Origin of the sequence: Pseudomonas sp. QLc11A, assembly GCF_052112305.1 — a bacterium.
GTDB classification, from domain to species: domain Bacteria; phylum Pseudomonadota; class Gammaproteobacteria; order Pseudomonadales; family Pseudomonadaceae; genus Aquipseudomonas; species Aquipseudomonas laurylsulfatiphila.
Map to the genome: position 1 here is coordinate 44660 of NZ_JAVAJJ010000017.1, position 21114 is coordinate 65773.

Genomic DNA, 21114 nt, shown 5'->3' on the forward strand with positions numbered 1-21114 from the left:
CTGGCCTGCACTGGCCAGGGCTATTTCACCGGCTCTGTCGCCTTGATATCCCCGCAAAAGATATCGACGTTGCCATCGGTTGCAGCCGTTCGCACGACCACCGAATACTTGCCGTCAAGCAAGGTCTGCAACGGCACGGGCGCGGTCCTGTTAAAAGACCAGCCGCGAATGGGTTGGCGTTCGGTGTTGACGGTGTCGTTCATCGCGTAGGCGACTGACCCGGGTTGCTCGCAGGTGCCGTTATTGATGAACGAGTAAAGGCGCAGGGGCAGGATAACCCCGCTTGGAGCACCGCTGATGAAGAAACTGAGCCCGGTTTTCTTGTCCCAGTCGGTCAAGGTGACGGTGCCGATCTGACCGGCGTTTTGCCGGGTGGCGACCAGGTTGACGTTCACGCCGTGGTGCGAGGAAGTGGCGCAGCCGAAAAGGCTGGCCGCGACCATGAGTGCTGCCAGAGAGGTCTTGAGCTTCATTGCCAAACTCCTGAGTTGAAGAACTGCAATGGGGGGAATTAGCGGGTATAGCTCATTTATCGCCCTCATGACGTCGTCCATATAAGGCTTTCCATTTTTGCGCGCAGAGGGTAGGGCGTCTCTCCTTCTCCAGTCATGTGGCGGCGTAGCCGTGCAAACCGGCTACATTTGTAGTCGAGCCTGCGTGGATTGCCTGCTGCCACGCGCACTTCGATGCCGATGAAGGTCTGCAGTGGTTACGCGTGCAGTTAAAGGATTGTGCGGTCAGTTGAGCCCACTCATCATCCGCATGGACGATTTGCGACTGGAGTGACTGATGAATCAACTTGGCAGCGATCCGCAAGCGCGGAACCCAGGCACTCCACAGCGGGGTAGCGTGCGCAGCCTGTTGATCCCGGAGTGGCTCGACAGTTATCGGCCGGACTGGCTACGGGGCGATGTGGTCGCCGGGCTGACGGCAGCGGCCGTGGTCATTCCCAAGGCGCTGGCGTACGCCACGATTGCCGGCCTGCCGGTGCAGGTCGGGCTGTACACGGTGCTGGTGCCGATGGTGATCTATGCCGTGCTCGGCACGTCGCGTCCGCTCAGTGTCAGCACCACGACCACCCTGGCCATTCTCGCTGGCTCCGCACTGGGTCAGATCAGCCCCGATGGCGATGCGACGACCCTGCTCGCCGGCTCCGCCACCCTGGCGTTGATGGTGGGTGCGATCCTGATCGTCGCGGGGTTGCTGCGCCTGGGTTTCGTCGCCAATTTTATTTCCGAACCGGTGCTGGTGGGGTTCAAGGCCGGCATTGGCGTGGTCATCGTGCTCGACCAGCTACCCAAGCTGCTGGGCACCCATATCGACAAAGGTGGCTTCCTGCACAACCTGGTGGCTACGGTTCAGAGCATCCCTCATGCCTCGCTGCCGACCGCGGCAGTCGGGGTGTTCATGATACTGCTGCTGGTCGGCATGAAGCGCTTTACGCCGCGACTGCCCGCTCCCTTGATTGCGGTGGCGCTGGGCATCCTCGGCATGAGCCTGCTTGGCCTGGAGAGTTTTGGTGTGTCCGCCGTCGGCGTGGTGCCGATCGGGTTGCCGGCGCCGACCTTGCCGGTAGCGTCGCTGGTCGAAACCCTGTGGCCTTCGGCGATGGGTATCGCGCTGATGAGTTTCACCGAAACCATTGCCGCGGGTCGCGCTTTCGCCCGCAGTGACGAGCCTGCTCCACAACCGAACCGGGAGCTGCTGGCCACTGGCGTTGCCAACATAGGCGGTGCGTTTCTCGGGGCCATGGTCGCGGGTGGCGGGACCACTCAAACGGCGGTCAACCGCCTGGCCGGTGCCCGCTCGCAACTGGCCGCACTGATTACCGCAGCACTGGCATTGGGCACTTGCCTGCTGCTGGCACCGCTCATTGGCCTGATGCCCAATGCCACACTCGCCGCCGTGGTGATCGTGTATTCGGTGGGCTTGATCGAGCCGGCGGAGTTTCGCGAAATCCTGTCGGTTCGCCGTACCGAATTCGCCTGGGCCGTGGTGGCCATGATTGGCGTGATGCTGCTGGGCACGCTGCAAGGGATCGTCGTGGCGATCATCGTCTCGTTGCTGGCCCTGGCCTATCAGCTCTCGGACCCGCCCGTGCATGTTCTGGCACGCAAGCCCGGCACCAACGTCTATCGCCCGCAGGCCACCGGCAACGCAGATGACGAACAGTTTGACGGGCTGCTGTTGCTCAGGCCCGAGGGGCGGGTGTTCTTCGCCAATGCCGAGCGCATCGCCGAGAAAATCCGGCCGCTGATCGAGGCGGCGACACCCAGGGTTGTGGTCCTGGACCTGCGCAGCGTGTTCGACCTGGAATACACGGCCCTGAAAATGCTCACCAGCGCCGAGCAGCGCATGAGCGAGAAAGGCATTTCACTGTGGCTGGTAGGTATGAGCCCCAGTGTATGGGACATGGTCATCAAGGCACCCTTGGGCCATACGCTGGGTGAGGCACGCATGTTCCTGAACCTGGAACTGGCGGTTGAACATTACCAGCGCAATCGGCGTTGAATGAGTGCGGCCGGGTGCATCCCGGACGCTGTGTGACGCATTGAAGGAGATTACGGGCATGGCAAAGAAGAAAACGGCAACGAAAAGCAAGCCGGTTGAAAGCGGCAAGCTCAAGAACAAGGTCTATCTCGAGGAGCTGGCGCGCCTGCATGTCGAGATGGTCAAGCTGCAGGAGTGGGTACAGCACTCGGGCGCCAAGGTCTGCATCGTCTTCGAGGGCCGTGATGGCGCCGGCAAGGGCGGGACCATCAAGGCACTGACCGAACGGGTCAGCCCGCGGGTGTTCCGGGTGATCGCGTTGCCGGCACCGACCGATCGGGAAAAAAGCCAGATGTATGTGCAGCGCTATCTGCCGCACATGCCGGCGGCCGGTGAAGTGGTGATCTTCGATCGCAGCTGGTACAACCGCGCCGGTGTCGAGCGGGTCATGGGGTTTTGCACCGAAGAGCAGGTGCGCTCATTTCTCACCGTGGCGCCGCGCGTCGAACATGCACTGGTCGAATCGGGCATCATCCTGATCAAATACTGGCTTGAAGTGAGCCCGGAGGAGCAGACCCGACGCCTCAAGGCGCGCATCACCGACGGGCGCAAGATCTGGAAGCTGTCACCGATGGACCTCAAGTCCTATAACCGCTGGTACGACTACTCACGTGCCCGGGACGACATGTTCGAGGCCACCGACACTGAGTTCGCCCCGTGGCGGGTCGCCAACTCCAATGACAAGCGGCGGGCGCGACTGAACATCATCAGCGATGTGCTCAGCAGCATTCCTTATGAGGAAGTACCGCGGGCGAAAGTGAAACTGCCCAAGCGCCAAAGTCCCGGTAACTATCGGGATCCGAACTATCCGTTCAAGTACATTGCGGAAAAATTCTAGAATCCCGCCGCACTGTGCTGCCCGTGCCCGGTCTTCAAGACCCGGGCACGGCAGTCGTGAAATCGCCTCCTCGCTTTTCCGGTATTAACCGATCATCCGCTGTCTCAACGGCCATGCCGAGCGCAACCAAAACACGCCAATAATCTTTACGTAGGAAACTTCCTTAATTGCGTAGGAAATTGCTATTTAGAGAGTGGGTAAGATCTGATCGCAATGTAAGAATCCTCTAAATATTAGTTGGGCGGTTGGAATGTCTTTGTAAGATGATTCACTATTGCATCTGGCAGTGTTTGAGTATTTGTTTCTGTAGTTGCGGTTCCTTTTGGAGAGGCTAGTCTTTCGCAATCGAAGCAAGTTTGCATGTTGCGTCTGGTTATGTGATTGCGTGTTGTTGGCCCAACTTCTGATCTCGATTGTGTCATTGAATTTTTTGTAACGCTGTATGTTGTTACAAATATCCTTGGAGGATTTATGGCTTCTGGTAGTTTTCAAAACAAAGTGCCCAAGGCACGGGTCAACATCAAGCTCGATTTGCATACGGGCGATGCACAGAAAAAAGTCGAATTGCCGCTCAAGTTGATGGTGATGGGCGACTACAGTAACGGCAAGGAACAGCGGCCGTTGTCCGAGAGAAGCAAAGTCGCCATCGACAAGAATAATTTCGATAGCGTGCTGGCCGAGTTTTCTCCCGAGGTCAAGCTGGCGGTGGCCAATACCCTGGCGGAGGATGCCGGCGAAGCGGCGGTCAACCTGGGTTTCCGGAGCATGAAGGACTTCGAGCCGGAACAAGTGGCTCGGCAAATTCCGCAACTGCGCGCACTGCTGGCTATGCGTAACCTGCTGCGCGACCTCAAGTCCAACCTGTTGGACAATGCCACGTTCCGCCAGGAACTGGAGCGTATTCTCGTGGACGAGGCACTGAGTGACGAACTGCGAGATGAGTTGGCTGCACTGGCTCCGGAACACATTCGTTAATTCACCTCGGCTCGTTTAAAGGGAAGTTTAAAAATGTCTATTGAACATTCTCACGCGCAATCGCGCGGCACTACAGTGTTGCCTGAAGAAAGCCAAGGCGTGTATGGCGCGTTGTTTGGAAAGATCAATCTCAACCCGGTAAAAGTGCTGGGCGAAATTGAAGTGTTTCAAAGTTCCGAGGCGCTGTCGGACGTTTCTGCCGATGAGCGAGTGACTGCCGCTGTCAGTGTTTTCTTGAATTTGATCAAACAGTCTTCGCGCAAAGTCCGGCGTCTGGACAGGACACTGCTGGATGAACATATTGCGTCGCTGGATGCACAAATCAGCCGCCAACTGGACGCCGTGATGCATCACCCGGATTTCCAGCGGGTGGAGTCCACCTGGCGCGGTGTGAAATCGCTGATCGATCAGACCGACTTCCGCCAGAACGTGCGCATCGAATTGCTTGATATCAGCAAGGATCACCTGGTCCAGGATTTCGAGGATGCACCGGAGATCGCACAAAGTGGCCTGTATGTGCATACCTACACCCAGGAGTACGACACCCCGGGTGGTGAGCCGATCGCCGCTGCCATTTCCAACTTCGAGTTCGACCGCAGCCCGCAGGACATTGCCTTGCTGCGCAATATTTCCAAAGTCTCGGCAGCCGCGCACATGCCCTTCATTGGCTCCGTCGGCCCGGCCTTTTTTGGCAAGCACTCGATGGAAGAAGTCGCCGCCATCAAGGACATCGGCAACTACTTTGACCGTGCCGAATACATCAAGTGGAAAGCGTTCCGCGACAGCGACGATGCCCGTTATATCGGCTTGCTCATGCCCCGCGTGCTGGGCCGTCTGCCGTATGGCCCGGACACCGTTCCGGTGCGCAGTTTCAACTACATCGAAAGCGTCAAGGGACCGGACCACGACAAGTACCTGTGGACCAACGCCTCGTTTGCCTTCGCTGCCAACATGGTCAAGAGCTTCATCGCCAACGGCTGGTGCGTGCAGATCCGCGGTCCGCAGTCTGGCGGCGCAGTCACCGACCTGCCGATCCACTTGTACGATCTGGGCACTGGCAATCAGGTGAAGATCCCTTCGGAAGTGATGATTGCGGAGACGCGCGAGTTCGAGTTCGCCAACCTCGGCTTTATCCCGCTCTCCTACTACAAGAACCGCGACTACGCGTGCTTCTTCTCGGCCAACTCCACGCAGAAACCGGCGCTATACGATACCCCGGAGGCCACCGCCAATAGCCGGATCAATGCGCGCCTGCCCTACATCTTCCTGCTGTCACGCATTGCCCATTACCTGAAGCTGATCCAGCGCGAAAACATCGGCACCACCAAGGATCGCCGATTGCTGGAGCTGGAGCTGAACAAGTGGGTCAGCGGGCTGGTCACCGAGATGAACGATCCGGGCGACTCGCTGCAGGCTTCGCACCCATTGCGGGCTGGCCGGGTCACCGTCGAAGACATCGAGGATAACCCGGGCTTTTTCCGCGTCAAGTTGTACGCCGTGCCGCATTTCCAGGTGGAAGGCATGGACGTCAACCTGTCGCTGGTTTCGCAGATGCCCAAGGCAAAAGCCTGAGTCCTGTGCAAACCCAACCCATTGCGTAGGGATTCGACCTCATGAAAATCGACCGCCCCTTGTGGGCCGCGGGGGCATTGCTGTCCCCGCAGCAATTCCAGCAGCAGGCGCGCTGGGAAGCCTGGGCCAACGAGTGTCTGGCTCGTTTGTCCCTGGTGCACCCCTGGGGCGTCCATGACGTCGCGTTTGACCTGCAAGCACTGCGCCTGGGCAAGCTCAAGGCCACTCGCCTGAGCCTGCGCATGCCCGACGGCACCTTGATCGACACTGACCATGTCGATCGACTGCCCCTTGGGCTGGAGCTGTCGCGCCTGCTGTCCGACGATACCCAGGCGGCGACCTTGCTCCTGGCCTTGCCACTGGAACAGGCCAATGGCAACAACTGCCTGTTCGACGCCGACAAGGCCGATCGACCCACCCGTTATCGTCAGGACTGGCGTCAGGTGCAGGACATTTACGCCGATGAAGTGCAATCGGTCGGCGTACTGGAACACGTGCTGAGCCTGCGCTTCGATCACGACGAGAACGGCGATTACCTGACCTGCCCGATCGCGCGCCTGGTGCGTGACGGGCAGGGCGCCTGGAGCCTTGATCCTGACTATGTGCCACCGCTGCTCAGTTTCGCGGCGCACCCGGGTCTGTTGACGCAACTGGACAACCTGTTGACCCAGTTGTCCTCCAAGCGTCAGCGGCTGATGGGCATGCGCCGTGAGAGTAACCAGCGAATGGCCGACTTCGCGGTGGCCGACGTGTCGTTGTTCTGGTTGCTCAATGCCTTGAACACCTACCAGCCGGTATTGGCCGATCTCAAGGCCTGGCCGGCGCGACATCCCGAGCAGGTCTATCTGGAGCTGACAAAACTGGCCGGCAGTCTGCTGACCTTTTCCCTCGAACACGATGTCGAGCAGATTCCGCCTTACCGCCACGAACACCTGGAAAGCGTGTTCCCGCCGCTGTTGCGCATGATCTCCACGTTGCTGGAGGCCAGTCTGCCTTCTCGCGTCATCGCCCTGACACTCGAGCAGAGCGCAGCCAACCGTTGGCAGGTCCGACTTGACGACGCCCGTTTGCGCGAGCCCGACAGTGCCGATTTCTATCTGTCGGTGCGTTGCCGCTTGCCCGCCGTGCAATTGCAGAATCAGTTCCCGCAACTGTGCAAGATCGGTACACCGGACGAAGTCGATCAACTGGTCAACGCCGCCCTCGATGGCGTGCCGTTGCAGTCCCTCAGCCATGTCCCGGCGGCCATCCCCCTGCGCCTGGAAAACCAGTACTTCGCCCTGGATCTCAACCATGCCAAGGGACAAGCCATTCGGGACCAGGGCATCTGTGCCTTCTACGTCCCGAGCACCCTGGCCGAAGTGAAACTTGAACTGTTCGCGGTACTACGCGCATGAACCTGATCGAAGCGAAAAAACCGGCCGCCATGACGGTCGACATCGACGCGTTGTTGCAAGACAGCTACCTGCTGGTGGTCGAGTTGCGGCAAGGGGCCTCCGCGCAAAGCAGCGATGAGGTCAAAGCGCTTTGCGTAAGGCAGGTCGAGCACGTTCGCCAGCGGCTCATGGATGCCGGCCTGGCCCAACGCAGCATCGACCATATGAGCCACGCTCAATGCGCGCTGCTGGATGAAACCATGCTCAACCGCGCCGATAACGATGCCCATTCCCGGTGGGCCAGTGAACCCTTGCAGGCGAAATTTTTCAATCGCCACCAGGCCGGGGAGTTCCTGTACGAGGACATGCGCGAGGTACTGCGCGAACCGGCGCCGGACCTTCAGGTACTAACGACCTTCCAGCGGGTTTTGACCCTGGGGTTTCGCGGCCGTTATCGCGATGACAATGACCCCGAGCGTGAACAACTGCTGGCCGATCTGAGTGCCCGGGTCGCACCACTGAAGCTGCGTCAGGCATTAACCGCACCCCTCAGCGCCAGCCATGGCGCAATGGCGCTGCGCTGGATGCGCTCGCCGCTGGTCAACGTCCTGGTTGCCGGTCTGTTGCTGGCCGGTGTCTGGTACGGCCTCGACCAGCTGTTGGGTGGTCTGGTTGCGACGCTGTTGGCCGCGCAAGCCTGAGGTGGAGCCCATGACGCTCAAACTCAAACAAGGGCTCTGGCTGTGGGCGGGTGCACTGGCTCTGATGCTTTTGGCCATTATCCCGCTTGGCGGATTGGGCCGTGCCGCCGTGGCCCTGATCGTTGTCGGTTGCGTTGCGCTCGGCTGTGTCCGGGCCGCGCGTCAACGGCAATTACCCGGCTCGCTCGACAACCTGGCGTTGCCACCGGCAGCGTATCGTCATCCGGTGGTACTGGTATGTGGTGATGGCCTGGCCGGGCTGTTTGGTGAAACGTGCAACGACCAGCCGGCGTTGCGCATGACCGAGCAGGGCTGTTACCTGCGGGTCTCCCGTGCGCAACAACTGCCGGAGTTGACTGACACTGTCCTGGCCTTGCGTCCCGAGTGGGCCGGGCAGCTCTGCGTGATGTTCATTGTCAACCCGGGCGAGCACACCGATGCCGCGGTGTTGGCCGGGCACGTGCGTACGTTCAATTACCAGGCCGGGCTGATTGGCCAGCGTGGTATTGCACTGCCGCTGATGCTCGTCAGCTACCTGCAATCATCGGCGAGCAAGGGGACCTGGTTCAGTTGGGAAGCCGGCCAGGGCACCTGCAACATTCGGGAAGGGGGGGCGTGCCTTGGCCCCGACGACTGGTATCGGCTGCCCGCTGAACATGCAACCCACACTCGGCGGTTGCAGGCCGGTGTCCAGCTCAACAGTGCTGCTGCCTGGCTGGATGAATATGTCCTGGCGCACTTCGCCAGCCGCGAAGGTCGCCAGCCTGTCGGCTTGCCGCTGGTTTGCGCCAGCACCTTGGTACCGACACTGCCCGGGATGATGACCGGCAATCTGTGGGGGCTATGGCTGCGGGGCAAGACCGGGCTGAGGGACGCCGATGCACAGGTACAAGCGCCGGATGCGTCGCTGCCGTTCCCTGATCCTTTACTGAATCTGCTGCCGGTACAGGCCCGACGTTTACCAATACGTCGCGCCAGCGTGATTGCGCTGTGGCTGTTCGCGGCCGCCGCCGTTGTCGCCCTGACCAGCTCGGCCTGGCAGAACACCCTGCTGCTGCGTCAGGTCAGCGATGACCTGCGGCGTTATGCGTCCATTGCCCCGACGGAGCGTCGCGATCAACCCGAATTTGCCCAACGGGAAGAAGCGTTGAACGTGCTGCGCGAGGACGCCATGCGCCTCGACCATTACTACCGCCGGGGTGAGCCCCTGGCGCTGGGCCTTGGCCTGTATCGCGGCGAGCAATTGCGCGCTGGGCTGCTGTCGACCATCGCCAACCACCGGCAACCGTCGACGAGCCCGATGCCGGCACGCGCGGTGCGAACCGTGCGCCTGGACAGCCTGTCGCTGTTCAGCAGCGCCAGTGCCCGACTCAAGCCGGAATCGACCAGGGTGCTGATCGACGCCCTGGTCGGCATCAAGGCCCAACCTGGCTGGCTGATCGTCATCGCCGGGCACACCGATGCCGTGGGCAGCGACGAACACAATCTGCAGTTATCCCGCGCCCGTGCGGCGGCGGTGCGTGACTGGATGCAACGCATGGGCGGCATCCCCGACAGCTGTTTCGCGGTGCAGGGCTTTGGCAAGAGCCAGCCCATCGCCAGCAATGACACCGAGGCGGGGCGTCAGGCCAACCGTCGCGTCGATATCCGTCTGGTGCCGGAAGCGGGGGCCTGCGTGTTTCCCATGGCCGGAGCCGACGTACAACCCCCTGTCGCAAACGCGGCATCTGTGTACTGAAAAAGGAGCTTCACATGGCAATTCCCGTTTACCTGTGGCTGAAAAATGACGGCGGTGCGGACATTAATGGTTCAGTGACCGTGAAAGGTCGCGAAGGCAGTATCGAGGTGGTCGCTCACAACCACAGCGTCTACATCGCCAGCGACGATAGCACCGGAAAATTGACCGGTACGCGGACCCATGCTCCGTACGTGTTCACTAAGGAAATCGATGCTTCCAGCACATACCTCTATAAGGCTGCTACTACAGGCCAGACACTCGAGAGCGCCGAGTTCAAATTTTATCGCATCAACGACGCAGGCCAGGAAGTCGAGTACTACAACACCCTGCTTAAAAAAGTGAAGGTAGTGAAGGTCGAGTCGAAAATGCACGACGTCAAAGATCCGGACAAGGCGAAATTCAACCACCTGGAAGAGGTTGAGTTGCGCTACGAGAAGATCTTCTGGGACTTCAAGGACGGAAACCTCAAACACGACGATGCATGGGACAAACGTAGTAGAGGGTAACGCTGAATAACCAGCAGGCTGGCCTCTGCCTGCTGGTTCCGGTGCACTGGGTTGAGCGTCTGTGCGCGGACGTTCAACCCAGCCCATCCCGACACTTTCCATCGCCCTGACCGATTATCCGCTGACCCTTCAGCACAAGGACGTACCTCCATGACCGACAACTCCACGCGCCTGCTTCGCCGTCTCAACCCCTACTGCGCCCAGGCGCTCAGCGCGGCGGCTTCGTTGTGTCAAAGCCGTGCCCATGGGCGGATCAGCATCGAACACTGGCTGCTCAAGTTGCTGGAGCAGGGCGAGGGCGACTTGACCCTTATCGCCCGTCGTCATGAGTGGGACATGGACGGGCTTTGGCGCGGTCTGCTTGACCATCTCGACACGCTGCCGCGCAGCGTGCAGGGCAAGCCACAGTTGTGCGGCAAATTGCAGAAACTGATCGAGTCCGCCTGGTTGCGTGCGTCACTGGAAGGGCATGACAGTCTGCGCTCGGCGCACCTGCTGGGTGCGTTGCAGGACAGTCCGCAGCTGCTGGCATGCAATGCGGCCTGGCCCATGCTAAGCCTCAATGAAATCCAGTTGCAGCAGCTGTCAGGGCTGCTCGATCAGCACTCCGAGGAACGCCCGCACGTCCAACAGCAAAGCGCGTTGGACCAGCCCCCGGCGTTACCTGTCCCCGGCGCAGCCGTGCACGATGCCTTGCAAGCGGTACTGGACAGGTTCACCCGGGACATCACCGCCGAGGCGCGGGCCGGGCAGATCGACCCGGTGTTCGGACGTGACGATGAAATCCGCCAGGTCATCGACATCCTCAGCCGTCGGCGCAAGAACAACCCGATCCTGGTCGGTGAGCCCGGTGTGGGCAAGACGGCGCTGGTCGAAGGCCTGGCCTTGCGCATCGCCGCAGGCAACGTTCCGGACAGCCTCAAGTCGGTCAGCGTGCGCACCCTTGACTTGGGCCTGTTGCAAGCGGGTGCCGGGGTCAAAGGTGAATTCGAACAACGTCTGAAAAATGTCATCGACGCTGTGCAGCAGTCGGCCAACCCGGTGCTGCTGTTCATCGACGAAGCCCACACCCTGATCGGCGCCGGTAATCAGGCAGGTGGGGCGGATGCCGCGAACCTGCTCAAGCCCGCCCTGGCCCGTGGTGAATTGCGCACCATCGCCGCGACCACCTGGAGCGAATACAAACAGTACTTCGAACGTGATGCCGCGCTGGAGCGGCGTTTCCAGGTGGTCAAGGTCGACGAGCCTGACGACGCCAGCGCCTGCCTGATGCTGCGCGGCCTCAAGGCGCGCTATGCCAGCCACCATGGTGTACACATTCAGGATGCGGCGGTACAGGCTGCCGTCAACCTGTCGCGGCGTTATCTCACCGGCCGCCAGTTACCGGACAAGGCCGTCGACCTGCTCGACACCGCCAGCGCGCGGGTGCGCATGAGCCTCGACTGCGAGCCCCAGGTGCTGGTCCGGCTCAAGGCCCGGCACGCCGCCTTGACGCTGGAGCAGCAGGCGCTTGAACAAGACGCGCAACTCAATGGCAGCGCCGCCAGCGAACGCTTGACGTTGATCGCCGAGCAACAGGCCGAACTGCAACAACAGCAAGACGATCTGCTGGACCAATACCGTCACGAGCTCGACCTGACCCGGCAACTGCTTGACGCACGCCAGGCCGAACCTCTGTGCAGCGACCTCTGCGCGCAGTTACAGCAACGGCTGCTGCAGGCTCAGGGCAACCGGCCGATGCTGTCCCTGGACGTCGATGCCCGCAGCGTCGCCGAAGTGATCGCCGACTGGACCGGCGTGCCCCTGGGCAGCCTGCTCAAGGACGAACAGGCCAGCCTGCTGGTACTGGAACAGCAATTGGCCGAGCGGGTGATTGGCCAGGAGCATGCCCTCGGTGCCCAGGCCCAGCGCTTGCGCGCGGCCAAGACCGGCTTGACCGATGAACAGGCACCGCTGGGTGTGTTCCTGCTAGTCGGCACCAGCGGCGTCGGCAAGACCGAAACCGCGCGGGCGCTGGCGGACTGTCTGTTCGGTGGCGAAAGGTCGCTGGTCACCCTCAACCTTTCCGAGTACCAGGAAGCCCACACCGTCAGCCAGCTCAAAGGTTCGCCACCAGGCTACGTCGGTTACGGCCAGGGTGGCGTGCTCACCGAAGCGGTGCGTCAGCGGCCCTACAGCGTGGTGTTGCTGGATGAAGTGGAGAAGGCCCACCGCGACGTGCTCAACCTGTTCTATCAAGTGTTCGACCGCGGCTTCATGCGCGATGGCGAAGGGCGCGAGATCGACTTTCGCAATACCGTCATTCTGATGACCTCCAACCTCGGCAGCGATGAACTGCAAAACGGCCTGCAGCAACAACCCGACGCAACTGACAGCGTGCTGCACGAATGGCTGCGACCGATTCTGCGCGAGCACTTCCAGCCGGCCTTGCTTGCCCGCTTTCAGACCCTGATCTACCGCCCGCTGCAGGCCGATGCACTCAAGCGCATCGTCGGGCTCAAGCTCGCCCGGGTTGCCAGGCGCCTGCAACGCCACTACGGCCTGGCCTGCCAGATCGACGATGGACTCCACGCCGCGCTGGTCGCTGCCTGCCTGCTGCCCGACACCGGTGCACGCAACATCGACAGCCTGCTCAACCAGCAGATTCTGCCGGTCCTCAGTCAACAGCTCTTGCGACGTCAGGCCGAGCAGCACAAAACCCTCGGCGTAACCCTGGGCTACAGCGACGAGGAGGGCGTCACGCTGCAATTTACCGATGCAAAGGACGCGTCGTCACTCACTGCCACGGAAGCCTGACCATGAGCACCGCACTGCGCACCTTCTTCGACCACAGCCGCCACAAACTCCAGGTCGACGGCCTCGACACCACCCTCGACGTCCTCACCTTCAGGGGCGAAGAACACCTCAGCCAGCCGTTCACCTACACCGTCGAATTCACCTGTAGCCACCTCGACCTCGGCGCCGACCGACTGCTCGGCCAATACGCCCAGTTCAGCCTGCACGCCGCGCCATCCACCGTGGCCCTGATGGCGTGGGAAGTGCCCAAGCCGGCCAAACCGCTGCGCACGTTTTACGGCGTGATCAGCGGCTGCCAACGCCTGTCCGGCTCGGTCGACGAAGCGCGCTACGAAATCACCCTGCAACCGCGCCTGGGACGGCTCGCCCGTGGCCGGCAAACGCGCCTCTACCTGCAGCAATCGGTGCCGGAAATCGTCGAAAGCATCCTGCGCAGCCGCCACGGTTTTCTCGGCCAGGACTTCTTCTTCCGCCTGCACCGCGAGTACCCGCGCCGCGAACAGGTGATGCAATACAACGAAAGCGACCTGGACTTCATCACCCGCCTGCTGGCCGACGTCGGCATCTGGTACCGCTGCACCAGCGACGAACGCCTGAGCATCGACGTCGTCGAGTTCTGCGACGACCAGCGCGGCTACCAGTTCGACGTCGTCTTGCCGATGCGCTCGCCCTCCGGCCTGAGCAGCAGCGGCGAGGACGCCGTCTGGGCCCTGCAAACCCGCCACCAGATGGTGGAACAGCAAGTCAGCGTGCGCGCCTACCACCCCCGCGACGCCCGCGCCTACCTCGACGGCGAAGTCGACCAGACCCGCGGCGAGCCGGCCACCCATGGCGCACCCCACACCTACGGCGAGGCCTACCACTACGCCGAACCCTACAGCGTGCTCGGCAACGCCTACCACCAGGACGAAGACCTGCTCAGCGAAAGCGGCTACTTCTACGCGCGCCTGCGCCACGAACGCTACCTCAACCAACAGACCCACCTCAGCGGCACCAGCAGCAGCGCCACCCTGGCCCCGGGCCAGGTACTGAACATCAGCGGCGGCGCCCCTCAGGCCTTCGCCCGCGGCGCGGTACTCACCGGCCTCACCACCCACGCCGCCCGCGACCGCAGCTTCGTATGCCACTTCCAGGCCATGCCCTACGCCGAACGCCTGTGCTTCCGCCCGCCGATTCCACCCAAACCGCAAATCGCCGGCACCCTCCCGGCACGGGTCACCAGCCCGAAAGCCAACGACCCCTACGCCGACATCGACCTCGAAGGCCGCTACCGGGTCAAATTCCTCTTCGACCGCGACACCCGCAAACCCGGCCAGGACAGCCAATGGCTGCGCCAGGCCCGCGCCTACGCCGGCGACACCCACGGCCTGCACCTGCCACTGATCGCCGGCACCGAAGTGGCCATCGCCTTCGAGCAGGGCGACCCGGACAAACCCTACATCGCCCACGCCCTGCACGACGACCAGCACCCGGACCACGTGACCCTCGGCAAACGCGACTACACCCGCAACGTGCTGCGTACTCCGGCCAACAACAAACTGCGCATGGAGGACCGGCGGGGGGAAGAGCACGTCAAGCTCAGTACCGAGTATGGGGGCAAGAGCCAGTTGAATCTGGGGCATCTGGTGGATGCCAAGAAGCAGAAGCGTGGGGAAGGGTTTGAGCTGCGTAGCGATGGTCATGGTGCCATTCGTGGCGGCAAGGGCCTGTTCATCAGTGCCGATGCGCAGGCCAAGGCGCAGGGGCAAGTCCTGGGCATGGAGCCAGCATCCAACCTTATCGAAGGGGCTAAGCAGCAAATCGCCGACTGGCAAACCATTGCCCAAGCCCACCACAGCCGACAGCCTGCCATCGACGGTCTGCATCAACTACAAGCGGACGCCAAAGACCTGTCCGCCCCGGCCATCCTCCTCAGCGCACCCAAAGGCATCGGTGCGGTCACGCCGGCCAGCCTGCTGTTCAGCAGCGGCGACGCGATGTACCTGCAAAGCCAGGACGAAATCAACCTCGCCGCCGCCCAACGCCTGTCCGCCCACGCCAACCAGGGCATTTCCCTGCTAGCCCAACACGAAGGCATGCGCCTGGTCTCCGGCAAGGGCCCGCTGGAAATCGAATCCCACGGCGATCTGATGAATCTCATTGCCCAGCAAGACATCACGATCCAATCGGTGCAGGGGCATCTGCAGTTGACTGCCCTAAAGAGCATCACCCTCGCCTGTGGTGGCGCTTACTTCCGGATTACGGAGGAAGGCGAGATCCAGATTCACGGCCCGGGCTTGATCTGCGTCAAGGGTAAGCACCGGATCAATCCCCCGACCAGTGAAGACTTCCCACTTCCCGAATTGCCCGGTTCGGTGTGCAAGGAGTGCCTGAAGAGGGCCCAGGCCGCCGCACTCGGCTTCGTACCCAGGGGGGCACGAGCATGACCTCTGTTCGTAGCGTTCCCTGGATTGCACTGCTGGAAGCTTGCTGTGCCCAGTCCACCATTACCTGCCTGGATATCATCATTGACCAGGCCGGCAGCGACACGCCGATGCTCGGCAGCGTGCTCAGTGTCGAACCTTCGCTGCCCTGGCACTCGTTGTTCAGCGAGTTGCCGGAGGCCGGTGCCGAGGAGCTGGCGCCGTTGCTGGTGCGGGTTGATCTGGCGGTCCCCCTGCAACGGCAATGGCTCATCGGCCTGATGCAAAACCTGAAAGGGCACTCGCAATTACTGGTGTTGGCCTCCAACTGGCCGTTCCAGGCGCTGGCCGAATACCTTGGTCGATGCCTGGAAGCACAGAGCGGCGGGTATCCGGGTCTGCTGCGCTACTACGACCCGCGCCTGTTCCCGTTGTTGTTCAGCCATGTGCTTGAACCCAATCAGCAACGCCTTTTGCTAAGACCGGCTGTGTTCTGGAGCTGGCTGGATCGCGATGGCCTTCCCCAGCGGCTGGCGGGTGCCTGCGATGAACCTGTGTGGCCAGAAGAACGGCGTCCCATCGTCCTGAGCGACAGCCAGCTGGAAACCCTTGGCTGTGCCAGCGATGCCACCTTGGCGCTGACGAACCTTGGCGAGGCATTGCCGCCGCAATTGAGTGCCGAGCAGCAGTTTCAGACGTGCTACGCAGCCATGCTCGAGGCTACCCAGGCCGGATTGATACTCGCCACCGAGCGCGAAGCCCACGCCCTCGATCGATTGCGCACCGCCTGCGCGTCCCACCCCAGTAAAGCCAGGAAATAAGCCTCATGCCCACATTCATAAACCATCGTTTTCGCGTCGCCATGCTCGGCACGCTGGCAGGTCTGTTGCTCGTGCAAAGCGCCCACGCCGGCACGCTTGAAGCGGTCAATCACACCCATTGGGCCATCAACCGCTTCAGTGTTGATGGTCGCTCGGGGATCGACATTATCGGGCCGTACCAGGGCGGGGGTGGGGGGTGTTGTTACAGCGCGCCGTCGCGATGGCAGCCGGGGATGACGGTGCGTGTTGATTGGGAAACCGGAGCCGGTAGTTCAGAGGGTTTTCCCGGTTTTGGCGATTGGGATAATTTTTTGATTTGGAAGAAAGAAATAGAGTCGCAAAAGCGCCGTCACAGCAAAGTCGTCCCCATCCCAGACTACACCGGCCAAAAAACCTGCGGCCTCACCGTGCATTTTCTGCCTTGCGAAGAGCTTCAGGTCACCACCTCTTGTTACGCCTACGGCAGCCCCGAATATCCGATCAAGACACCACAGCACCTGCCGGAGCCTCAATCATGTCCGAAGTGAAACATGCCAGCATCTGCTATCCGCCAGCGTTCCCGCTGGAGGGGCGTTTGCCCCGCCGGGCACTGCAGGTTCAACAGAACCTTGTACGCCAGCGCCAGCAGGAGCGTGACTACCACGATACCCTGTGTCTGGCCGCCGGCCGCCGCGTGATGGCGCCGTGTAGCAAGACCTTGCACATCAGTCTGTTTTTCGACGGCACCGGCAACAACCTCAACAACGACCTGTACGAATCCACCATCCCACACCCGACCAATATTGCCCGGTTGTTTCGCGCGACTATCGGCGACGGCCATGCCGGCGGCACTGCGCACAGCGACAAAGCCCGGCGGCTGGTCGATGCGGCGGGTACGGGCTATGGCCAGTACTACAAGTACTACATGCCCGGTGTAGGCACGCCTTTTGCGGAAGTGGGTGACCTGGATTACACCTTCCTGGGGCTGGGCGGCGCCTGGTACGGCGAGGAGCGGATCAACTGGGGACTGCTGATGATCATCGATGCCCTGCGCCGCGCACTGGGCCTGCCACGGCTGGACGACGCCAGCCTGCGGGCTTCGGTCAAGGCCATGGGTAGCCTGCCGGGGCTTGAATGGGCGAGTGCCTTCGGCAACCGCTACCGCGAATTCAACAAGCAGTTCGCGGCCATCGCCAAGCCGTTGCGCATAGCCTTGAGCCAGCCACAGCCTGGCATGTCGAAGCTGTTGGGCATCCGTCTGTATGTCTATGGTTTTTCCCGTGGCGCGGCGGCGGCCCGGGCCTTTGTCAGTGGCTTGAACCAGCTGTTGTCGCGTGAGGCGTCGACGCCGGCGCTGACGCTAATGGATTTGACCTTGCCCGTCAGCGTGGAATACCTGGGGTTGCTGGACACCGTGGCCTCTGTGGGTATCGCCGATATCGCGCCGGAGGCGAACGGGCATATGAGCTGGGCCGATGGCAATCAGCAGTTGCCCGCTGGTGAGCTGGTCAAGCGCTGTCTGCATCTGGTGGCCAGCCATGAGCAGCGGCTGTGTTTTCCGTTGGAGTCGATCCGGCGGGAGAGCGGTGAGTACCCGGTCAATAGTGAGGAAGTGATCTATCCGGGGGTGCATTCCGATCAAGGAGGGGGGTATCCGCCCGGAGATCAGGGTAAGGCCATTAGCAAGGACAACATCGAAGGCGATGGTCTGCTGCTGTCGCAGATAGCTTTGCACGACCTCTATGCCGATGCCTTCGTGCATGGTGCACCGTTAAAGGTACCAAAGGATGCTTTGCCAATAACGCTGCGCGATGAGCTTTGGAGAGCGATGGAACCTGATGTGGTGCTTGAGTTCATCGTTGCTCCAACTCTCGTCCACCGCTTTAACGCCTGGCGCCAGCTAACGCTGGGACTTCCATCTGTTTCCCAACCCCTGTCTATCGAACAGACCGAACGCTACCACCCCCTCCCAGCCAACGACACCCTGGAGCAAGCCGTTCGCGATCAATTGGCCTGGATCACCGCCTGGCGCATCGACCGCTACGCCTTTGCCAGTTTGTTGGAAACGCCATTCTATCGTCAGGCCAGCGATACCCAGGCCGACGAAGCCGTGCGCAAAAAGGACGAGGAGGCGCGCAACAAAAAACAATCTGCCGTCGAAACACGCCGTAAACAACAACTGGCCCGAGAACGCATTCCCGGCACGCCGAAAGCGCCTCTGGAACCCGGCCCCAAGGATTTCGACGCCGACATGGCACAAACCCAATTGCGCGAAGCCGCCGAAGAGTTCAGCGCGCACTTCCGCAGCGTTGGCGTACAGCCTTCCCCCGCGATGCGTGTGGCGCGCCTGGTGCTCTTTCCGGTGTTGCTCCCGAGTGTGATCACCGCCGTGGCGCGGGCAGAGCGCGAGCAGATGAAAGCGGCAGGACAACTGAAGGTCAGCCAGTTGTTCCCGCCACCGCAATACGAGAGAAACCACCTCAATGAAAACTTTCGCGGCAACGTCGACGAAAGCCGCAACGCCACGCAACCCGAAGGGCTGTTGCGCGCGCTGTTCGACGATCAGGTCCACGATTCTCGCGCCTGGTTTCTCTACAAGTGGGGGCGAGAACTCGGCGGTAGTTACTTCGGTGAACGCATGGTTTTTTTTGGTGACGCCGGCCGAAGGGATCTGGCGCTGTACGGTGAAAACGACGCCACCACGTTGGCAGATACCACCGTGCGGTCTGCTTCCAGCGCTACCGAACCGCCGCCACTGACGGAGCCCCAACGCTTGGCTGAGGTGCATAAAGCCATCGATGCCATCTGGGAAGACTTTTACGCCAAGGTTGGCGAGGTGAACGATGGGCAGGTCTGATCCGGTTGTTCGATATTCGACAAAAAGAGCAACCTCCAGAGGCAAGCTCAATTCGCGCCGCGCACGGATGTGCGTCCTCGGCGGGCTGGTCGCCGCCATGCTCGTGCAAGGCGCCCAGGCTGGCACGCTTGAAGCGGTTAACCACACCCATTGGGCGATCAACCGCTTCAGCGTTGATGGTCGCTCGGGGATCGACATTGTTGGGCCATACCAGGGTGGGGGAGGGGGGTGTTGTTACAGCGCGCCGTCGCGGTGGCAACCGGGGATGACGGTGCGCATTGATTGGGAGACTGGCGTGGCTTACTCCGATGACTTTCCTGGCTTTGCTGACGAGGCAAAATACGATGCCTGGCTAGACAAAATCGATGCACAAAAACGCAAACACACCAAAGTAGTCCCCATCCCAGACTACACCGGCCAAAAAACCTGCGGCCTCACCGTGCACTTCCTGCCCTGCGATGAGCTTGTGGTCACCACCTCCTGCCATGCCTACGGCAGCCCCGAATACCCGATCAAGACCCCGCTGCATTTGCCGCAGCCGCAGTCATGCCCAAATTAATGTGAGTCAAAAACCGAGAGGTGAAGCAATGAAGCCGGTAATACGTCAGGGAGACACGCTGCACGAATATGGAGGCGAAGTGCTGGAGGGGCTTTACGAGTGTTACGGCAAGCCCGTTGCCTGTCAGGGCCATGCCGTGCGCTGCAACCTGCACGGCCCAACCGAGATCGCTGAGGGTAGCGATCTACTGCATTACGACGGTCGCCCGGCGGCACTGGATGGCCATCGCTGCAGGTGTGGATGCACGTTGGTCAGCTCAATGCCCGATGCGCTGGTGTCCTCATGAATACGGCTCCGAAATTCGATACCTATCCATTGGAGCGCGCACCTGATTTTCCCTGGTGGTATGCCATCGGTGCAGGTCTATTTGTATTGGCGTGCGCTGGCGCTATGCAGCTGGACTTTGGATCTTTTTACAATCCAATTATGCGATTTCTGCTGATTGCGAGCGTGTTGGCGCCATGGCTACTGATATTTCTGTTGCGTGTGTTGTTCTACCGACTCAATCGCCACAATTCGCAATGCTATGCCGAAACGTCCCAGCAGATACAACAAGCCTGGTGGGTACGCCATCGCCAGACGGTGGCGCTGATCGAGGCTGTGTTGGTGGGGGGAGGCAGCAGCGATCCGGAGCACAGGCAAGCCCTGTTCAGTGCGGACCACCAACCCCCGGCACCTGCAATGACGCCGGACGGCGCGACGGTTCGCCTGCTCCAGATGTTCGGTGATGAGGTCGTCGAACGCGAATGGCAGTTGGCGAAGTTACTGGTTTTACAGTGGCAGGCACAGCGACCTGAGCCGGGCCCATTACAGCCTTTGGCTTGCTACTGGCAAGGGTCTCTGTCGGCTTGGCAAGCCTTTGTCGAGCAGATGGGGAAAACCTTTGCGCAGGTTCAGTTGCCCGAGCAACCAGAATCCTGGCGCGGGATTGATAGCCTGGATTCGATCATATACCGAATGCAGGGTGCCCCTTCGGATGCACGAATTCTTTGTGCCGGCTGCCAATCCTTGCCGGCTCGGCCGGACAGTCGCCTGCCGGCGGGGGAGGCCGCGGTGCTTTGGCTGTTCGGCCCGGAAGGTGGCGTGCGTTTTTCTCGAGGAGAATGGTTCGACGCCGATACCGAACTTCTGCCAACGGTGGCGGAGCGTGTTCTGCAACAGAGCGAGATAACGTCACCCCCGCAAGCCTGTGTGTCGTTCTCCCAGCCGGATGTGCCAAGTCTGTCACTCCACGGCTGGAACACTAAACAGAACGTACAAGATGCCAACTTCGGCGACCTGGAAGGCCTGCAGGCCATGGTCGTCCAGACCCTGGCTGCCTGGTACGTCGAGCAACATCAGGTGCCCTGTGCCTGGTTGGCGAACGATCCTCATCACACTCTGGCCCTTGGAATTGTGAAACCCGATGACTCAAACAGTTGAATCTCCGAAACTATCCCCATGG

17 protein-coding genes are annotated in these 21114 nt (G+C 61.2%); 16 read left to right on the forward strand and 1 reads right to left on the reverse strand.

What is annotated here, in order from left to right; genetic code table 11:
* Positions 1-20 precede the first annotated feature (20 nt).
* The gene (locus Q8X48_RS22495) at positions 21-473 is read right to left on the reverse strand and encodes a hypothetical protein (RefSeq protein WP_407801910.1); all 453 of its coding nucleotides are present in this window, start codon (positions 471-473) and stop codon (positions 21-23) included.
* Between the two features lie 316 nt (positions 474-789).
* Between Q8X48_RS22495 and Q8X48_RS22500 the strand changes: the two genes are divergently transcribed.
* The 16 genes from Q8X48_RS22500 to Q8X48_RS22575 all read left to right on the forward strand — a co-directional run bounded on the left by Q8X48_RS22500 (position 790) and on the right by Q8X48_RS22575 (position 21092).
* On the forward strand, positions 790-2511 hold the full coding sequence (locus Q8X48_RS22500; protein WP_407801912.1) for a SulP family inorganic anion transporter: 1722 nt from the start codon (positions 790-792) through the stop codon (positions 2509-2511).
* Positions 2512-2569: 58 nt separating this feature from the next.
* A complete protein-coding gene (gene ppk2 / locus Q8X48_RS22505) occupies positions 2570-3388 on the forward strand; it encodes a polyphosphate kinase 2 (RefSeq protein ID WP_015095568.1) in 819 nt (272 codons plus the stop codon).
* A 471-nt stretch (positions 3389-3859) separates the two neighbouring features.
* A complete protein-coding gene (tssB, locus tag Q8X48_RS22510) occupies positions 3860-4363 on the forward strand; it encodes a type VI secretion system contractile sheath small subunit (protein ID WP_407801913.1) in 504 nt (167 codons plus the stop codon).
* Positions 4364-4396: 33 nt separating this feature from the next.
* Complete coding sequence (gene tssC, locus Q8X48_RS22515) at positions 4397-5935, forward strand: type VI secretion system contractile sheath large subunit (protein WP_015095566.1); 1539 nt, start codon at positions 4397-4399, stop codon at positions 5933-5935.
* A 41-nt stretch (positions 5936-5976) separates the two neighbouring features.
* The gene (tssK, locus tag Q8X48_RS22520; protein WP_407801914.1) at positions 5977-7332 is read left to right on the forward strand and encodes a type VI secretion system baseplate subunit TssK; all 1356 of its coding nucleotides are present in this window, start codon (positions 5977-5979) and stop codon (positions 7330-7332) included.
* Positions 7329-8012 carry a type VI secretion system protein TssL, short form gene (gene tssL, locus Q8X48_RS22525; RefSeq protein WP_407801915.1) on the forward strand — a complete coding sequence of 228 codons (684 nt, stop codon included), beginning with the start codon at positions 7329-7331 and terminating at the stop codon, positions 8010-8012. The genes tssK and tssL overlap by 4 nt, the downstream gene beginning before the upstream one ends.
* A gap of 10 nt (positions 8013-8022) precedes the next feature.
* Positions 8023-9750 carry an OmpA family protein gene (locus tag Q8X48_RS22530; protein ID WP_407801916.1) on the forward strand — a complete coding sequence of 576 codons (1728 nt, stop codon included), beginning with the start codon at positions 8023-8025 and terminating at the stop codon, positions 9748-9750.
* Between the two features lie 14 nt (positions 9751-9764).
* Positions 9765-10256 (forward strand): type VI secretion system tube protein TssD, encoded by a 492-nt coding sequence (tssD, locus tag Q8X48_RS22535; protein ID WP_217835500.1) that lies wholly within the window; start codon positions 9765-9767, stop codon positions 10254-10256.
* Between the two features lie 150 nt (positions 10257-10406).
* Entirely contained in the window at positions 10407-13052 is a 2646-nt protein-coding gene (gene tssH, locus Q8X48_RS22540; protein WP_407801917.1) for a type VI secretion system ATPase TssH, read from the forward strand.
* 2 nt (positions 13053-13054) lie between these two features.
* Positions 13055-15478 carry a type VI secretion system Vgr family protein gene (locus tag Q8X48_RS22545; RefSeq protein WP_407801918.1) on the forward strand — a complete coding sequence of 808 codons (2424 nt, stop codon included), beginning with the start codon at positions 13055-13057 and terminating at the stop codon, positions 15476-15478.
* A complete protein-coding gene (locus Q8X48_RS22550) occupies positions 15475-16275 on the forward strand; it encodes a DUF4123 domain-containing protein (protein ID WP_407801919.1) in 801 nt (266 codons plus the stop codon). Before Q8X48_RS22545 ends, Q8X48_RS22550 begins: the two co-directional genes overlap by 4 nt.
* Positions 16276-16280: 5 nt before the next feature.
* Positions 16281-16802, forward strand: a complete 522-nt coding sequence (locus tag Q8X48_RS22555; RefSeq protein ID WP_407801920.1) for a DUF3304 domain-containing protein — start codon at positions 16281-16283, stop codon at positions 16800-16802.
* Entirely contained in the window at positions 16790-19111 is a 2322-nt protein-coding gene (locus tag Q8X48_RS22560) for a T6SS phospholipase effector Tle1-like catalytic domain-containing protein (protein ID WP_407801922.1), read from the forward strand. The genes Q8X48_RS22555 and Q8X48_RS22560 overlap by 13 nt, the downstream gene beginning before the upstream one ends.
* A 67-nt stretch (positions 19112-19178) precedes the next feature.
* Positions 19179-19670 carry a DUF3304 domain-containing protein gene (locus tag Q8X48_RS22565; RefSeq protein ID WP_407801974.1) on the forward strand — a complete coding sequence of 164 codons (492 nt, stop codon included), beginning with the start codon at positions 19179-19181 and terminating at the stop codon, positions 19668-19670.
* A 28-nt stretch (positions 19671-19698) separates the two neighbouring features.
* A complete protein-coding gene (locus tag Q8X48_RS22570) occupies positions 19699-19956 on the forward strand; it encodes a PAAR domain-containing protein (protein WP_407801923.1) in 258 nt (85 codons plus the stop codon).
* The gene (locus Q8X48_RS22575) at positions 19953-21092 is read left to right on the forward strand and encodes a hypothetical protein (RefSeq protein ID WP_407801924.1); all 1140 of its coding nucleotides are present in this window, start codon (positions 19953-19955) and stop codon (positions 21090-21092) included. The genes Q8X48_RS22570 and Q8X48_RS22575 overlap by 4 nt, the downstream gene beginning before the upstream one ends.
* The last annotated feature ends 22 nt before the right edge of the window (positions 21093-21114 follow it).

Coding starts and splice junctions, on each gene's coding strand:
- Q8X48_RS22495 (WP_407801910.1), bottom strand. CDS start 473: ATGAAGCTCAAGACCTCTCTGGCAGCACTCATGGTCGCGGCCAGCCTT.
- Q8X48_RS22500 (WP_407801912.1), top strand. CDS start 790: ATGAATCAACTTGGCAGCGATCCGCAAGCGCGGAACCCAGGCACTCCA.
- ppk2 (WP_015095568.1), top strand. CDS start 2,570: ATGGCAAAGAAGAAAACGGCAACGAAAAGCAAGCCGGTTGAAAGCGGC.
- tssB (WP_407801913.1), top strand. CDS start 3,860: ATGGCTTCTGGTAGTTTTCAAAACAAAGTGCCCAAGGCACGGGTCAAC.
- tssC (WP_015095566.1), top strand. CDS start 4,397: ATGTCTATTGAACATTCTCACGCGCAATCGCGCGGCACTACAGTGTTG.
- tssK (WP_407801914.1), top strand. CDS start 5,977: ATGAAAATCGACCGCCCCTTGTGGGCCGCGGGGGCATTGCTGTCCCCG.
- tssL (WP_407801915.1), top strand. CDS start 7,329: ATGAACCTGATCGAAGCGAAAAAACCGGCCGCCATGACGGTCGACATC.
- Q8X48_RS22530 (WP_407801916.1), top strand. CDS start 8,023: ATGACGCTCAAACTCAAACAAGGGCTCTGGCTGTGGGCGGGTGCACTG.
- tssD (WP_217835500.1), top strand. CDS start 9,765: ATGGCAATTCCCGTTTACCTGTGGCTGAAAAATGACGGCGGTGCGGAC.
- tssH (WP_407801917.1), top strand. CDS start 10,407: ATGACCGACAACTCCACGCGCCTGCTTCGCCGTCTCAACCCCTACTGC.
- Q8X48_RS22545 (WP_407801918.1), top strand. CDS start 13,055: ATGAGCACCGCACTGCGCACCTTCTTCGACCACAGCCGCCACAAACTC.
- Q8X48_RS22550 (WP_407801919.1), top strand. CDS start 15,475: ATGACCTCTGTTCGTAGCGTTCCCTGGATTGCACTGCTGGAAGCTTGC.
- Q8X48_RS22555 (WP_407801920.1), top strand. CDS start 16,281: ATGCCCACATTCATAAACCATCGTTTTCGCGTCGCCATGCTCGGCACG.
- Q8X48_RS22560 (WP_407801922.1), top strand. CDS start 16,790: ATGTCCGAAGTGAAACATGCCAGCATCTGCTATCCGCCAGCGTTCCCG.
- Q8X48_RS22565 (WP_407801974.1), top strand. CDS start 19,179: ATGTGCGTCCTCGGCGGGCTGGTCGCCGCCATGCTCGTGCAAGGCGCC.
- Q8X48_RS22570 (WP_407801923.1), top strand. CDS start 19,699: ATGAAGCCGGTAATACGTCAGGGAGACACGCTGCACGAATATGGAGGC.
- Q8X48_RS22575 (WP_407801924.1), top strand. CDS start 19,953: ATGAATACGGCTCCGAAATTCGATACCTATCCATTGGAGCGCGCACCT.